Source organism: Nesterenkonia aerolata (assembly GCF_031470965.1).
Classification (GTDB): domain Bacteria; phylum Actinomycetota; class Actinomycetes; order Actinomycetales; family Micrococcaceae; genus Nesterenkonia; species Nesterenkonia aerolata.
Genome location: NZ_JAVKGR010000007.1, coordinates 44,580 through 59,810 on the forward strand (window position 1 = coordinate 44,580; position 15,231 = coordinate 59,810).

At 65.2% G+C, this 15,231-nt stretch carries 16 protein-coding genes; 11 read left to right on the forward strand and 5 right to left on the reverse strand.

The annotated features are described in order from the left end of the window. Window positions 1-10 precede the first annotated feature (10 nt). From RIL96_RS07385 to RIL96_RS07430, 10 genes are all read left to right on the forward strand, one after another. A complete protein-coding gene (locus RIL96_RS07385) occupies window positions 11-1,123 on the forward strand; it encodes a sensor histidine kinase (RefSeq protein ID WP_310548374.1) in 1,113 nt (370 codons plus the stop codon). Next, window positions 1,120-1,755, forward strand: a complete 636-nt coding sequence (locus RIL96_RS07390; RefSeq protein WP_310548375.1) for a response regulator — start codon at window positions 1,120-1,122, stop codon at window positions 1,753-1,755. Before RIL96_RS07385 ends, RIL96_RS07390 begins: the two co-directional genes overlap by 4 nt. 246 nt (window positions 1,756-2,001) lie before the next feature. Further along, on the forward strand, window positions 2,002-2,154 hold the full coding sequence (locus RIL96_RS07395) for a hypothetical protein (protein ID WP_310548376.1): 153 nt from the start codon (window positions 2,002-2,004) through the stop codon (window positions 2,152-2,154). A gap of 171 nt (window positions 2,155-2,325) precedes the next feature. Further along, a complete protein-coding gene (locus RIL96_RS07400; protein ID WP_310548377.1) occupies window positions 2,326-3,282 on the forward strand; it encodes an ABC transporter ATP-binding protein in 957 nt (318 codons plus the stop codon). Between the two features lie 71 nt (window positions 3,283-3,353). After that, window positions 3,354-4,163 (forward strand): ABC transporter permease, encoded by an 810-nt coding sequence (locus tag RIL96_RS07405; protein WP_310548378.1) that lies wholly within the window; start codon window positions 3,354-3,356, stop codon window positions 4,161-4,163. A 42-nt stretch (window positions 4,164-4,205) separates the two neighbouring features. Next, a complete protein-coding gene (locus RIL96_RS07410) occupies window positions 4,206-4,976 on the forward strand; it encodes an SDR family oxidoreductase (RefSeq protein ID WP_310548379.1) in 771 nt (256 codons plus the stop codon). Further along, complete coding sequence (locus RIL96_RS07415) at window positions 4,973-5,947, forward strand: TOMM precursor leader peptide-binding protein (protein WP_310548380.1); 975 nt, start codon at window positions 4,973-4,975, stop codon at window positions 5,945-5,947. Before RIL96_RS07410 ends, RIL96_RS07415 begins: the two co-directional genes overlap by 4 nt. Beyond that, a complete protein-coding gene (locus RIL96_RS07420) occupies window positions 5,944-7,359 on the forward strand; it encodes a YcaO-like family protein (RefSeq protein WP_310548381.1) in 1,416 nt (471 codons plus the stop codon). The genes RIL96_RS07415 and RIL96_RS07420 overlap by 4 nt, the downstream gene beginning before the upstream one ends. A gap of 98 nt (window positions 7,360-7,457) precedes the next feature. Continuing rightward, window positions 7,458-8,303 (forward strand): SagB/ThcOx family dehydrogenase, encoded by an 846-nt coding sequence (locus tag RIL96_RS07425; RefSeq protein WP_310548382.1) that lies wholly within the window; start codon window positions 7,458-7,460, stop codon window positions 8,301-8,303. Continuing rightward, a complete protein-coding gene (locus RIL96_RS07430; RefSeq protein ID WP_310548383.1) occupies window positions 8,300-8,839 on the forward strand; it encodes a hypothetical protein in 540 nt (179 codons plus the stop codon). The genes RIL96_RS07425 and RIL96_RS07430 overlap by 4 nt, the downstream gene beginning before the upstream one ends. A 2-nt stretch (window positions 8,840-8,841) precedes the next feature. Here the strand turns inward: RIL96_RS07430 and RIL96_RS07435 are convergent, their stop codons facing one another. Genes RIL96_RS07435 through RIL96_RS07445 form a run of 3 tightly spaced genes read right to left on the reverse strand, consistent with a single transcriptional unit; the run spans window position 8,842 to window position 11,622 of the window. After that, window positions 8,842-9,507 carry a response regulator gene (locus tag RIL96_RS07435; protein WP_310548384.1) on the reverse strand — a complete coding sequence of 222 codons (666 nt, stop codon included), beginning with the start codon at window positions 9,505-9,507 and terminating at the stop codon, window positions 8,842-8,844. After that, window positions 9,504-10,835 (reverse strand): sensor histidine kinase, encoded by a 1,332-nt coding sequence (locus RIL96_RS07440; protein WP_310548386.1) that lies wholly within the window; start codon window positions 10,833-10,835, stop codon window positions 9,504-9,506. Before RIL96_RS07440 ends, RIL96_RS07435 begins: the two co-directional genes overlap by 4 nt. Beyond that, window positions 10,828-11,622: a class I SAM-dependent methyltransferase gene (locus RIL96_RS07445; protein ID WP_310548387.1), complete on the reverse strand. Its 795-nt coding sequence runs from the start codon at window positions 11,620-11,622 to the stop codon at window positions 10,828-10,830. The genes RIL96_RS07440 and RIL96_RS07445 overlap by 8 nt, the downstream gene beginning before the upstream one ends. Window positions 11,623-11,752: 130 nt before the next feature. Between RIL96_RS07445 and RIL96_RS07450 the strand changes: the two genes are divergently transcribed. After that, window positions 11,753-11,962 carry a hypothetical protein gene (locus tag RIL96_RS07450; protein ID WP_310548388.1) on the forward strand — a complete coding sequence of 70 codons (210 nt, stop codon included), beginning with the start codon at window positions 11,753-11,755 and terminating at the stop codon, window positions 11,960-11,962. Between the two features lie 94 nt (window positions 11,963-12,056). Here RIL96_RS07450 and RIL96_RS07455 read toward each other — a convergent pair whose 3' ends face one another. Beyond that, on the reverse strand, window positions 12,057-13,616 hold the full coding sequence (locus RIL96_RS07455; protein ID WP_310548389.1) for a GMC family oxidoreductase: 1,560 nt from the start codon (window positions 13,614-13,616) through the stop codon (window positions 12,057-12,059). 96 nt (window positions 13,617-13,712) lie between these two features. Continuing rightward, the gene (locus RIL96_RS07460) at window positions 13,713-15,194 is read right to left on the reverse strand and encodes an aldehyde dehydrogenase family protein (RefSeq protein ID WP_310548390.1); all 1,482 of its coding nucleotides are present in this window, start codon (window positions 15,192-15,194) and stop codon (window positions 13,713-13,715) included. Window positions 15,195-15,231 lie beyond the last annotated feature (37 nt).

Genomic DNA, 15,231 nt, shown 5'->3' on the forward strand with positions numbered 1-15,231 from the left:
GGAGGATGAGATGACGAGCACTGAGACTGACACCCGGGAAGCAGGTGCCGGATTCCCGCTGGACATGCTCTATGCCGCGGTCTGGCTGGTCTTCCTGGTTCCGGTGGGCGTCGGCGTCTACACCGTCGGTGAGACTGCGGGGGTCCGGGTCTTCGGTTACGCGATGCTCGCGGCCTTCATCCTCGTCTACATGACGCTGATGAGCCGCTGGATGCCCGCTGTGGAATCCAACGCAGGCCCCAGCAATGGGCAGCTCGTCGGTGCAGTGGCACTGCTGATGGCGATCATGGGGCTGACTGGCATCGCGGCGGGCAGCTTCGTCATCGGGATGACCCCGTATCTCACGGCCTTGGCGGCGTTCTGCCTCTCACCGCGGGACGGCATCCCCGTGGGTGTCGTGCTGTGGCTGGGCCCGAGCTTCCTCGCCGCAGCCATCTGGGGGCTGCCCTCCTGGTGGCTGGTGGGCGGGCCCGGGGTCGGCGTGCTGTTCATCGTGGTGATCCGGATGACCGAACACTATGAAGAGCGGCAGCGGCGGGATGAGGAGCAGCTGCGGCAGGCCCAGGAGCGCAGTGCCATCGCCCGGGACGTTCACGACGTATTGGGCCACTCGCTCACAGTGCTCTCGATCAAGGCGCAGCTGGCGGGCCGGCTCATCGATGATGACCCGGTCCGCGCCAAGGAGGAGCTGGCGCAGATCGACACGCTCGCCCGGGAATCGCTGAGCCAGGTGCGCAGCACGGTGACCCGGCTGAGGACTCCTCAGCTGGAGACGGAGGTGGAGGCTGTGCGCACCGCACTGGAGGCCGCCGGCGTCGAGTTCGAGCTGAAGGCTGAGAAAGCCCCCGCGGAGATCGACGACGACGATCGGCTGCTGGCCTGGACGCTGCGTGAGGCAGTGACCAATGTGCTGCGCCATGCCGGGGCCGAGCGGTGCCGCGTGGAGCTGGGGCCGGGGCGGATCAGCATCACCGATGACGGCGTCGGCCTCCCGGAGGAGGCCGAGGGCGCGGCAGGACACGGGTTGCGGGGCCTGCGGGAGAGGGTCAGAGCGGCCCGGGCCCAGGTGGAGGCCGGGCCGGGCGAAGACGGTATCGGCACGAGGATCGAGGTGCGACTGTGACACAGACAGAAGGCAGGGCGTCCGGGTCCATCCGGCTGCTGCTGGCCGATGATCAGGACCTGGTGCGGGGCGGACTAGCGGCTCTGCTGTCCTTGGAACCGGATCTGGAGGTCGTCGCCGAAGTGGGCCGTGGCGATGAGGTGCTGGAGGCAGTGCGTCAGCAATCGCCCGACGTCGCGCTGCTCGATATCGAGATGCCCGGTCTGGACGGGATTGAGGCGGCCCGGCAGGTGAGTGAGTCGTCGCTGGCGTGCCAGAGTCTGATCGTCACGACGTTCGGGCGTCCGGGATACCTGCGCCGGGCGATGGATGCCGGTGCCAGCGGGTTCGTGGTCAAGGACACTCCTGCGGCTCAGCTGGCCCAGATGGTCCGCCGAGTGGCGGCGGGGGAGCGTGTGGTGGATCCGACGCTGGCGGCGGACTCGCTGGCCGGTGGCATCAATCCGCTCACAGAACGTGAGCAGGAGGTGCTGCGCGCGGCCCGCGAGGGCGGCACCACACGAAAGCTGGCCCAGAGACTGCACCTGACCGAGGGCACTGTGCGCAATCATCTGTCGTCTGCGATCGGTAAGACTGAGGCAGATAACCGCCACGATGCCGTGCGCGTTGCCGTCGAGCGCGGGTGGCTCTGAGGCGCTGAGGCCCTGATGCGGTACTGGGCTGAGACGGTCGTCCTGGCAGCGGTGTGAGCGGGATGAGCCATCGATGTGAACGAGGCGGTGTCGTCCGAACGGAGGACACCGGTGTCACCAGCCGCGACGAACCTGACGGGAAAGCCTTGTCTTCGGCGGGACCAGTGCGTGAGATGGGTCATGTGAGTGAGCGGGACAGCCCGTCGCTCACAGTACATATCCACACCACCAAGGAGTGACACAGACATGTCCATCCGCCACGCAGACTTCGTCTCGCTGATCGAGGACACAACGGTGACGTCCTTCGGGCGTTCCACCACCCTGTTCGAGCCCACTGCGGCACGGTGCTCGTCGAGTTCCTCGACGTGCTGCACCGGCTGTGTCGACCTCGGTCTCTGACCGACGGTGCTAGCGATTTCGGAGCATTCGGGGGTTGGGGTGCGGTATGCCCTGGCGCTCGGCAGCCCGACCCCCGAATGCTCTGGCTTCCCGATCTGAAGATGACAACGAGCCCGAAGGCGACAACGGACCCGAAGATCCCCACGACGTATCAGTAAGGACGTGACCAGCATGCACACCACAGCAGATCAGCATGTTATCGCCCAGCATGGTGTCGCTCAGCACGGTGTCGCGGCGATTGCCGTGGACGGTGTCGGAGTCGAATTGGGCGGCCGGCGTGTCCTCTCCGACATCGCGCTGACTGTGGCACCTGGGGAGACCGTCGCGCTTCTGGGGCCGAACGGGGCTGGGAAGACCACTCTGGTGGACTGCCTCGAAGGCTTCCGCAGACCGGATCAGGGCACTGTCCGCGTCATGGGTCAAGATCCGTGGCGTGCACCTCGCAGTTGGCGTGAGCGGATCGGTGTGATTCTCCAGGACACTCGGCTTGACGCTGACCTCAGCGTCGCCGAATTCGCCCAGATGACCGCTCTCTGGTACTCCGAGCCCCAGCCGGTTGATGCCATGCTGGACCGTGTCGGCATGCTGGCTCTACGGCACCAGAAAGTACACCGTCTCTCCGGGGGTGAACGTCGCCGGCTCGATTTGACACTGGCGATGATCGGCAGCCCCGAGCTACTTTTCCTCGATGAGCCGACCACCGGACTCGACCCCAGCGCGAAACGCGATATCTGGGGACTCATCAGTGATCTCGCCGGTGACGGAGTCAGCGTTCTTCTCACCAGTCATGACCTTCAAGAGGTGGAGCACCTGGCAGATCGCATCGTCATTCTTCGCGGAGGTGAGGTCTCATGTGCCGGAACCGCGGAACAGATCCGTGACGAGACGGCAGGAGGCACGACGATTAGCTTCGTGACCGGATCCGCTGAGACAGCCGTGAACACTCTGGGCGCCCACCGTGAGGCAGAAACCGGGCGGTTCATCCTCGCCACTGAGGATGTCTCACAGAGTGTCGTGCAGCTCAACCGCAGTCTCGGTGAGGACCTCGTAGACGTTCAGGTCAGCAGCCCCACCTTCGAAGATGCCTACCTTCGACTGCTGCGAGCCGACGCTCACGCATCGTGCTGAGAGTTGAGCCTCAGACCCTCACCGATAAGCCCCTCGCCCACGAGTACCGCAGAGAAGTCAGGAGCCCGACGATGACCCAGACGGCCGACCCTGAGACGACGACCTACCGCACCACCTCTTTCCGTCCTCCCCGTCCGGGACTGGCCCTGTTAGTCGGGCAGTTCGGATACGACGTGCGTGCCCAACTGCGCAATCCCTCATCGATCATCTTCACACTGGCGCTTCCAGTGCTGTTCCTGGTGGCCTTCACCGCCACCAGCGACGACGCCAGCAGCGCCGCCGAATATTATGTCCCGGCGACTATGGTGCTTGCCCTTGCCTCGGGAACCCTGACGAATCTGGCAGTGACGCTGACCTACCTGCGCGAATTCGGTCAGCTTAAGCGGGTCTTGGTGACACCTCTGTCTCGGTGGGTGTATCTGGGCTCCCGTATGGGAGCCGGGATCATCGTGGCGGGCGGAACAGTCGTGTGCCTCGGACTCATCGGAATGCTGGCATTCGACGTCACTCCCGCCTTCCCCTTGACCGCACTGGCTGCGCTGACGATGACCTTCCTCCTCGGAAGCGCCCTGGGTGTTGCGGCGACCGTCGTCATTCGCAGTGAGACAGCCGCCGCACCGTTGGCCAACGCCATCTGCCTACCCCTCCTGATGGCATCCGGGGTCTTCTTCCCTCTTGATCGGGTGCCCGAGTGGTTCGCCGATATCGCTGACTGGCTGCCGTTCAGCGGCGTCGTGCAGGGGGCCACCGAAGCCTATGCCGGAGACGCCGCTGTGTCCGAACTGATGGGGGAGATCCTCTGGGTTCCCGGGCTATGGACACTCGGTGCCGTGCTGCTCGCCGTCCGTTTCTTCCGCTGGGCACCTCAGAAACGCCGCTGATCCTGCCGACCCACCCGACCCATCACCCGAGAGGAATCACCCATGGCGGAGATCGTCGCCCAACGACGCTCCCTGACCGGAGCATTCGCCGCAGACCGGAATCTGTCTGACGACGTATTCACCGTTGACCTCTGGTCCACTGATGACACCACATGGCGCAGCGCAATGCCCGACGAAGACTCTGCGTCGTCCTACGCTCCATCATCCGAGGCATCTGCGGTCCACACTGTGGTGCTGTCGACTGTCGGAGTTGAGACGCCGGACTCGGAGTATCTGCAGACTCTCGCACATCGCGAGCGGGAATTTCGGGCGCATCGGCCTGATGCGACCGTGCTTCGCCTCGGGCCTGTCGTCGAGGACCTGGGTGTCTACCGGGACTCCCTGCGCGAAGGTCGCCGCATCTACCACGCCTATGGGTCAGGGACGGCCGCATGGATCAGCGCCCATGACGTGCCTTCAGCCGTGCAGGCCTGTACAGCGCCGCAGCGTCGTGGCGGGACCTACGAACTCGTCGGGGCTGAACCGCTCTCCGTCGAGGACCTGCTCGAACGCTGGGCGGGGTGTCTCGGCGGTAGCTCACACACCGTCCCCGTCTCCGGTGATGCCCTGCAGTCGCATCTGACGGAGCTCGCCGGGCCGGCTTATGCCGCTGCCGTGGTGGGTCACCAGCAGTGGATTGGCTCGCAGGCCACCCAGAGACCGATGACCAGCGCCCAGCTCACCGAGGTCCTGGGCCGCGCCCCGACTGATGTCGATGAGGCGATTCGCCGTCACGAGACAACTGACGATACTCACGAGGAGAAAAGACGATGACCGTGAATGTCCCTCTGATGCCGCAGACGCAGACGCTGCGTCATCAGGATTCTCTGCTCATCCGACGTGGTGACCACACCACGCAGCTGACCAACCGACGGCTCGCCGATTATCTGCAGTCCCTGGTGGCGGAGTCTGCAGCAGGACATCTCACTCTGCCCACCGATGAGCAAGAGGAGAGCCTGACGAATTTCCTCGACTTCCTCGAACGTGCCGGTCTGACGACACAGGAGGACATCGACACGGTGAGCTCTGCGGCGCGCAGTCTCTGGGCTCTGGACCCTGAGGCCTCCGACCTCCATGAGCTGCAGGAGCGCCTCCGGGCCACGCGCGTCGCGATCGTCGCTGACTCACCGCTGAGCCAAGTGCTGCGTACCAGCCTGGACGAGACTCAGGTGCCTGTGAGCATCGATCATGAGCTCTCGGCCGTCGAAGAGATCTTCGAGGACCCGGCTGCGCTGCCGGTCGTCATCGGAGACCACCTGCGTGACCGTCGTCTGATCCGCGCCAACGATGCTGCGGTGCGGACGGGTCGTCGGTGGATGCCGGTGGTGGAGAGTGATGGGGTCCGCACCCTCATCGGTCCGTGGATGGTGCCCTCCTCATCAGCCTGCCTAGAATGCGTGTGGCTGCGCCGGGCGGCGAACTCGCCGGACCCGACACTGGTCGATCAGCTCGTCGAGGCCGAATCCCTCGAGACCTCACCGCGGCGAGCCGTGCCGGCCGGGCATGATCACGTAGTGGCGGGGATCCTCAGCCAGAAGATCGTCGAACTCATCGGCCTCGACGATCGAGCCTCGGCAGCGGCTCCCGGACGCATGTGCGTCATCTCCCGCGGTGCCCCCGGTCTCACCGTCGAGGAGCAGCATGTGTTGCGCGTACCGCGCTGCCCGGTCTGCTCGCCGACGCGTGGCCGTGGGAACCCCCAGGTCTGGGCCCACCCGGCCGCGCAAGGAGGGGAGAAAGGATGACTCAGACACATGACATCGGTGCCGCGTCGCTGAGCGCACGCCGCACTGTTCCGCATCTGGACTACGGCGTCGCATGGGCGCAGCCTGAGGTGGGTCGGCGTCGGCTCGCGGCGCTTCACTCCGATCTGGTGGGTATCGCTCACCGTACCTTCGGGCAGCTCCATGACCACGATGATGCCGCGCTCGCTGCCGTCGGTGCCCAGGCGTGCCGTTCCGAAGCGGTGCTCGGGGCCGGGTGCAACGAACTCAACGGAGGCGGACACCAGAGCCTGCAACAGGCCACCGCTGCGGCGATCGGTGAGACGGCCGAGCGGTACAGCGTGGCCTGGCGAGACCCAGAAGATCTGATCATCGCCACACCGGAGACTCTGAGACTGTACGGGGCCCGGCACACGGAGCCCGAGGAACTCACCCTCTTCGCCGAGGAACAGCACGAGGACCCGGCCTTCCCCTATGTGCCTCTCGAAGAGGACACATCAGTGACGTGGGCGGCGGGGACAGACCTCGCCGATCAGAGCGTACGGCTCGTACCGGCCGATTTGGTGTACATGGTCCCCTCCGATGACCCGCACCACATGATCGGATATCCCACATCCAACGGTCTGGCCTGTGGGAGTACTCTCGAGGAGGCGACACTCGGAGGGTTGCTGGAACTCGTCGAACGCGATGCCTTCGTCACCACCTGGTACCGGATGTTGAGCCTGCCGCAGATCGAGATCGACTCGGACCCACAGTTGGCGGCGTTCTTCGCCACCCATCTCGAGCAGACGGGGCTGGAGGTCACATTGATCGACCTCTCGGCCCTGGTCGAGGTGCCCACAGTGCTCGCCGTGATCAGGAACCCCCATAATGAGATCGCGCCTCTGGCTCTGGGTGCCGCCGCTTCGACTGATCCTGTGAGGGCCTGCGAGAAGGCGGCTATCGAGGCATTTCAGACTCGCACCTGGGCGATGTCGGAGCAGCGTGCCGGAGCGATCCTCGACCCGGACGAGGGGTTCGAGCAGGTGCGCACCTTCGACGACCACGTGCGCATGTCTCTGCATCCCCGAAGCATCGAGGCGGCGGCATTTCTGACCGCCAGCACCCAGACCGTCGCCGTCGACGACCTCCCTCGAGTGCCCGATGAGACACCGGGCGCTGCCATCAGGGAGATCATGTCCAGGCTCAGCAGCCAAGAAACCGACGGGCGGGGTGTTGACGCCACGGCGGTGGACGTGACCAGTCCGGACATCGCCGAAGCAGGGCTGAGCGTGGTCAAGGTCTTCTCCGCGGCGTTGAGCCCGTTAGACTCGGGGTGGCACCAACGCTATATGGGAGGCCAGCGAATCCGACAGCGTCCCCAGCAGGTGGGTCTAGGCGACGGCCCGGTGAGCACGGCGGAGCTGAACCCGCGCCCGCATCCCTTCCCCTGATCCGTGTGCTTCTGACCGGCACCCCTGATCAGCACACGAACGGTGCCCCACATATCAGGCACCTCAAGGCACCTCAGCCAGAGACAGGAGTACCTGAGATGGTGGATTCTGATATCCACAGCGCGAACCTGACCGACATCGTCTATGGTGGATCAGGGCCGCCCGAGGTCGGCGACCCGGCCGAGGACTTCATCGAGGCTTCGAAACTGCATCGTGACGCGATGGGCTGGGACGCCCCCGGGGTCACCATGCTGGAACAGACACCCGAGATGCACCCGGTCATCGCCCGAGCGTACCGGGGGTACCAGTCCAGGAAATCCCTGCGGCTGCCGGAAGCGACAGTGCTGGAGACCTCGTTGTCCGAAGCCCTGTTGGCGCGTCGCTCGGCCCCGCAGCTTTCCGGAGAACCCGTCTCTCTCGAAGAGATGGCCACTGTGCTTCGGCTGAGCTGGGAGCCTGTGGACGAAACCGGGCCCGGCTTCGGCACCCAACCTCGCAGGCCGTCGCCCTCGGCTGGTGCATTGAACCCGCTTGATGTCTGGACAGTCGTCACTGATGTCCCCGGAGTCGATCCCGGTCTCTACTACGTACGCATGCCCGAGACGGGGCAGGCAGAACTGGTCTGGATCTCCCCGGTGGACCTGGATGCGCTTGGAGAGGCCTCACTGCAGCCCGATATCGTGGCCGCCGCCGGATTCACCGTGGTCATCTCGGCGATGCCGTGGCGGTCCCGCTTCAAATACGGTCAGCGGGCGTTGCGGTTCGCGCTCATGGAATCCGGTCACCTGGCCCAGGATCTCCAGCTCGTCGGTGCTGCACTCGGCCTGGCCTCCAGGCCGTTGGGCGGCTTCTGCGACGATGAGGTCTCCTCTCTCCTCGGCTTCGATGGTGTGGACGAGGTGCCGCTGTATCTGCTGCCATTCGGCGGACGCGGGGAGGTATGAGCCTCTGCGGAGGTCTGATCCGACGAGCCGTCCACCTCAGCCTTCCGCGTGTCATCGCCGCGGCAGCGCGGCGGTATCCTGAGCTGGGGCCTCCGCAGCGTGCGCAGAAGTGCTATGACCTCGTCACAGGGGTGATCGCCTGGACCGCGCCGATGCCGAGAACGGCTCGAGTGGCTCTGGGTGCGGGAGGCATTATAGGGCTGCTCAACCCTGGACAGCGCCATGCCCAGGAGCCGGAGGATATCCTCGCCGTGGTGACCACAGCACTGGCCGAGGAGGTCATCTGGCGCGATCATCCGATTCTCGGGATGCTCACTGTGCCTGGTTTCGCAGGGCTGCACGATGCCCCCGGCGGCCCTGTCTACCGGTACCACCTCATCAGCGGTCTGCTATGCGCTCTAGGGCGCCTCGATGGTCTTGAGTCTGCAGTCATAGTACACAGCGTGCATAACCTCGTCGTGTCTCATCTCATGCCGTCGGGCAGGCGGTCTCAGCGCAGCGGTGAGGACTCGCTGCCGGTCAGCCAGGCGTGGTGAACTTAGCGTCCCGAATCCGCAGTGCTGGGATGGATCAGTCCACGGGAGAGCGCGACGGTGACGGCTGAGGTCCTATCCTGCACGCCGAGTTTGGCGTAGGCGCGCCTGAGGTGGGTGCGCACAGTGGTTTCGGAGATGAAGAGTTCGGAGGCGATCCGCGCGTTCGTCGCACCGGTGGAGACGGCCTGCAGGATTTCAAGCTCTCGATCGCTGAGTGTGCTGTCCTCTCGGTCCTGCAGGCGTCTGGCGATGAGCGAACCGACGGTCGAGGAGAGCACCAGTTCCCCCTCCATGGCGCGGCGGAGGGACCGGATGATCTCGTCGGTGGTGGCGTCTTTGAGCAGATAACCGCTGGCGCCGAGGTCCAAACACTGCTGGATCTTGTCCGGCTCAGCGAGGATCGTCAGAACGATAGTGGTGATGTGTGGATGCTGCGTGGAGAGTCTCTCCAGCAGTTCCATGCCATCCATGACCGGCATATGCAGATCAGTGACGACGACATCTGCGGCGGTGCTCTCCAACAGCTTCAGCGCTTCCCGGCCGTGAGAGGCCTCACCGACGACGGTCACGTCCTCCTGGTCGGCGAGGGCCTCCCGGAAACCGTGTCGGATGATCTCATGGTCGTCAACGACCACCAGGCGGGTGATCGTCGGCTGCGGGGCAGTCATCTGGTCAGGTTCTCCGCTCGTGAGGCTGGGGCGTCAGCTGGGATATCAGCTGGGTCGTCATCGGGATGTGCTGAGTGCGGGCAGGACATCGGCAGGTGCACTTCGATCCGAGTGCCGTGCCCGGGGGAGGAGTCAATGCGGCTGGAGCCACCGAGGTCCTCCGCTCGTGCGGCGATCCCGCTGAGGCCGTAGCCCCGTCCGGGGTCATCGGCCAGGCTGGTGGGGTCGAAGCCGCGGCCGTCGTCGGCGATGACGAGCCGCAGCTGTTTGACGTGGCGCTCGTCGGCGGATGTCTCGGAGTGCTCGACGGTGATGTCTAGTTGGTGGGCATCGGCATGCTGCAGAGCGTTGGACAGCGCCTCGGTGAGGATCCGCCGCAGCCCGCGCTGCAAAGCCGGCTCCATCTCCCGGGTTTCACCGATGACGGTCACGCTGGTCTGGGCCTCGGCGATAGAACTGTACAGCCCCGCGATGCGTTCGACGAGCTCGGTGACCGTCAAAGAATCGGTGTCCAGCGACTCCTGGGCCAGGAGGAACCGAGACTCTGCGATCGCCTGTTCGGTGTGTTCCATCGCAAGGCGCAGGTGCTCATGTGCCGCCGCGTGGTCGCCGGCATCGAGCAGATTCTCAGTGCGTCGCATCTGCATGAGGCTCGCGGTGACGTGCTGGGTGAATCCATCGTGGATCTCACGGCTCATCTCCAGACGTTCCTGCGCGGCGCCCTGAAGATGGGCGGTTTCGAGGATTTGTGTCTCCCGTTCCTCGAGCCGATCGATGGTCATGGACTGTCGGCGTGCATGGCTGAGGATTCCGGCGATCCAAATTCCCGCTGCGACGCTGATGACCCCGGCGATCAGGATGAGCAGGAAAGTCCCGGCTGAGCCTTCGGCGCCGTGGATGAGGATCGTGATCCCGGCGGTCAAGGTCATCAGCACAGTGATCATGGAGGCTGCCAGGGGTGCGCAGAGAGCGAAGAACTGCGGCACTAGCGGCAGCAGGAAGAGCGCGCCTCCGGTGGAAGAAGCACAGACGCAGAGGAACGCCGCACTCATCCCGATCAGGTACGGCCATTTGCCCTTCGGCGCGACCGGCTCTGCACTCAGCTGCCGCGTCGTCCTGCTCAGCCCCTGACGGCCGAGGGTCCACTGCAGCACCAGCATGACGGCACCTGATGCGATGGGGATGATGCCGGGTCCTTCGGCGATGATCGCCGAGGTGATGGTGGCCGCAGTGATGAGCACGGAGTGGAAGGCATGCCATCTCCAGCCGAAGGTGGTCTCATACTGTTCAGAGGTGACGTGTTCCGATTCCAGGCGGTGTTCACCCATGACGTCGAAACTCCCAGTACAGGACTGGGTCTGCGGAGGGAGTTTTCTGAGACGAATCCTCCAGTGCGGCCACGGCATCGCGGATATGCGGATCGCTCCACAGCTCGGCGGCCTCAGCAGAGTCGAAGGAGTAGCCGGCGAGTCCGCCGCGCGCCACTCTGAGGTGCAGCGGATGGGGGCATGTCCCTACCACGCCACGTGCAAGTTGTTCGGCGTCTTCCAGCGTCATGGAGGTCTCAGCTTGGACTGTGAGATATTCGCGTTCCTCCTCGGACTCGGTCAGCGATAGCAATTCCCGCAACTCCGCGTCAGAGGGCCGGGAGAGATCGACGACGTAGAGCACCCCACCAGGTGCCAGTCGCGCGGCCGCTTGTGCGAGCCCGTCCTCAGGGGAGTCCCAAAGGGCGAGGTTGAGGTGGCAGATGATGAGGTCGAAGGCTTCCTCAACATCTACGGCGGAGTCCAGGGTCTCCGCCGAAGCCGAGATCAGACGGACACGAGACTCCTGCAGCCGATGCTTGGCACGTGCGAGAGCCTCCGGTTCGGGATCGATTCCCACGAACCGGGCGTTGGGCCAGAGAGCAAGGGCGAGCTGCAGGATCTCACCGCCACCGCAGCCGATATCGAGGATGTTCCCGGCATCGGGAGACAGGTGATGTGCGACTGCCGCGCAGAGACGGCGGCTGCCGGCGGTCTGCCGGTCATCGAAGCCTGTGCTGATGTGACGCCGTTCCCCGGTGAACCAGGACGCCCCGTCGTCTGGTTCGTGTACGCCCCTGTGAGTCACGGCGTCATAGTAACACTGTGCCCCTCATGCGGGTGACATGCGTCATGCGCTGGGGTCGTCGTATCGGACGACAGCGGTGTGACGGGTACGAGGTCATGGTCGAGCGCACGGGTCGGGAAGACTGAGGGACATGGAACACACAACACAGAACTCCAAGCCCCTGATCACTGCTCTGCTGATCGCTCTGCCGCTGAGTCTCTTAGGCGGCGCCATGGCCTGGATGGTCTCGGGAGAGGCCGGACACGGTGTGGTTGCTACTGGAATCGGTCTGGTGATCGGCATGATCATCTTCGGTGCCTCGTCACGGCTCGGCGGAGGTTCCTTACGGGATCGTGAGTAGTCGTCACCCTGACATCGATCTGAGCGACAACGGCTGGCCCTCGGGAGAATGTCCCAGGGGCCAGCCGTTGTCGCTGCCGAGAGCCAGGTGAGCCTCAGGCGTGGTCGGCCTTGATCAGGTCGGCGGCGCGCTCACCGATCATCATGGTGGTGATGTTCGGGTTCACCGTCACCAGCTCAGGCATGACCGAGGCGTCAGCCACACGCAGTCCGGAGACGCCCTTGACCTTCAGGCTCGGGTCCAGCGGGGCCATGACGTCGTCCTCAGCACCCATCTTCACCGTGCATGCCGGGTGGTAGACCGTGTTGTGGGTCTTCTTCACGTACTCACCCAGGGCTTCATCAGAGGTGACCTCCGCGCCCGGGTACAGTTCCCGGCCGGCCCACTGTGACATCGCCGGCTGGGCGACGATCTTCCGTGCCAGCTTGATGCCCTCAACAGCCACACGCAGATCGTGGCCCTCCGAGTCGGTGAAGTACATCGGGTCCACCTTCGGCTTGTCCCGGTAGTCGATGGAGCTCAGCCGCACGGTGCCGCGGGCCTTGGAGTGAGTGATGTTCGGGGTCAGCGCGAAGCTGTTCTCCGAGGTCGGGTAGCCCTGGCGCAGCGTGTGCATGTCGAAGGGCACTGCCCCGTAGTGCATCATCAGGTCCGGGCGGTCCAGGCCGTCCTCAGTGGGGGAGAAGATGCCGATCTCCCACCACTGGGTGGACTCCGTGGTCATCGGCTGCGCAGCCTCCCAGCCGATGACGGCCTCCGGGTGGTCCTGCAGGTTCGAACCTACACCGGGGGAGTCGACGAGCACGTCGATACCGATCTCCTCCAGGTGTTCGGCCGGTCCGATGCCGGAGAGCATGAGGAGCTTCGGCGAGTCGATCGCCCCGGCGGAGATGACCACCTCACGGTTCGCCGAGACGACGTGGCTGCGGCCGAAGGCGTTGTCGACCACCTCCACACCGGTGGCGCGCTGGGATTCGTCGATCACGATCCGCTTCACCCATGAATCGGTGAGGATGGTCAGGTTCTCGCGGTCCAGGATCGGGTGCAGGTAGGAGACCGAAGAGGACGAGCGGGTGCCGTCCTCCTTGCGATTGACCTGGAAGAAGTTCGCGCCGTTGACCACGGTCTCACCCGAGTTGAACGGAGTGCGCGGGATGCCGGCCTCCTCGCAGGCCTCCAGCAGCGCCACACCGCAGGGGTCGTTTTCGGGCACATCCATCAGGTGCACCGGCCCGGAGCGGCCGTGGTGCTCGCCCTCAGCCGTGTTGGTCTCCAACCGCTGGTAGAGCGGGTAGCAGTTCTCGGCGTTCCAGCCGGTCGCGCCCATCTCCTCCCACTCGTCGAGATCCTCCTTGGGTGCCCAGAAGGCGATGCAGGAATTATGGGACGAGCACCCGCCGAGCACCTTGGCCCGGGCGTGACGCATGAAGGAGTTGCCGTTCTTCTGCGGCTCGATGGGGTAGTCCCAGTCGTAGCCGGACTCCAGCAGCTCGGGCCAGCGGTTCAGCGTGAGCACCACGTCCTTATCGGCGTCAGTGGGGCCGGCCTCCAGCAGGGCGACGGTGACATCGGCGTCCTCGCTCAGCCGCGCGGCCACTGCTGCGCCGGCCGAACCGCCGCCGACGACGACGTAGTCATAGGTGTGTTCGCTCATACGATCTTCTCCTTATCAGATGCGTTCTCCAGATCCGATATCCAGGTTCGATGTCCAGGTTTGGTATCCAGAGGCGGTATTTCGGAGGGGTCACGCTCACTTCGCCGGGTCGGCGAAGTCCCCGGCGGGCGCGGGCTCGGTGTTCTCCCAGATGTGCTTGGTCTCGCGGTACTCCTCAAGCCCGGCGAGGCCGAGTTCACGGCCGATGCCGGAGCGCTTGAAACCGCCCCATTCGGCCTGGGGCACGTAGGGGTGGTAGTCGTTGATCCAGATGGTGCCGTGGCGCAGCCGAGAGGCCACCCGGTGGGCGGTGCCGCGGTTGGAGCTCCAGACCGCTCCGGCCAGGCCGTACTCGGTGTCATTGGCCAGGGTGATGGCTTCTTCCTCAGTGGAGAAGGTCTCGACGGTGATGACCGGGCCGAATCCTTCTTCCACCAGGACGCTCATGCCCCGCTCCACCTGGTCCAGCACGGTGGGGGCGTAGAAATAGCCGCCGGAGAGCTCTTCGCCGCCCCAGTGGCCGCCGGTGCGCAGACGTGCGCCTTCGGCCACCCCGTCCTCGACGTACTTGGTGACGACGTCGCGGTGGGCCGCCGAGATCAGCGAGCCGGTCTCTGCGGACTCATCGAAGGGGCCGCCCATCCGGATGGCCTCGGCCCGGCGGACCAGCTCATCAGTGAAGGCCTCGGCGATCGTGTCCTGGACGATCACCCGGCGACCGGCGGAACACACCAGCCCCGCTCCGACGTACCCGCCGGAGACCGCGTTGTCGACGGCGGCCTCGAAGTCGGCGTCGGCGAAGATCACGTTCGGGTTCTTACCCCCAAGCTCCAGCGCGACCTTCTTCACCGTCTCTGCGGCTGCCGCGGCGATCTTCCGCCCGGTGACCAGACCACCGGTGAAGGAGATGAGGTCGACATCCGGGTGCGAGGACAGTGGCGCACCGGCGGTGGCACCGGCACCGAGGATGAGGTTGCCGACGCCGGCCGGAAGGCCCAACTCGTCGAGAACCTCCATGGTGAGGATCGCGGTGTGCGGGGTCAGCTCGGCCGGTTTGAGGACGAAGCTGTTGCCCGCCGCCAGGGCGGGGGCGATCTTCCAAGCGGCCTGCAGCAACGGGAAGTTCCAGGGGGTGATCATCCCGCAGACGCCGACCGGCTCGTGGACGATCTTCGAGACGATCTTCGGGTCTCCGGCGTCGACGAGACGACCCGGGTCGGCGTCGGCGAGCTTCCCGAAGTGCTGGAAGCAGCCGATGATGTCGTCCATGTCGTACTCGGCGTCGACCAGCCTCTTGCCGGTGTCCAGGGCCTCGGCCCGGGCGAAGTCGTCCTTGCGCTCGGCGATCTTCTCGGCGACCTTCAGCAGCAGGTCACCGCGCTCGCGGGCCGGGGTGTCCGCCCAGACCCGGGATTCGAAGGCCCGCTTGGCTGCGGCGATCGCCTTCTCGGTGTCCTCTGCGGAGGCCTCGGCGACGACGCCGACCTGACGGTCGAAGTCGGCCGGGCACCAGATCGTGCGGGTCTCGCCGGAGACGGCGGGAACCCACTGTCCGTCGATGTACAGTGTCGCGCTCATCGAAGCTCCTTGTTTCTCTGGGAATCTGTCTGGGTCT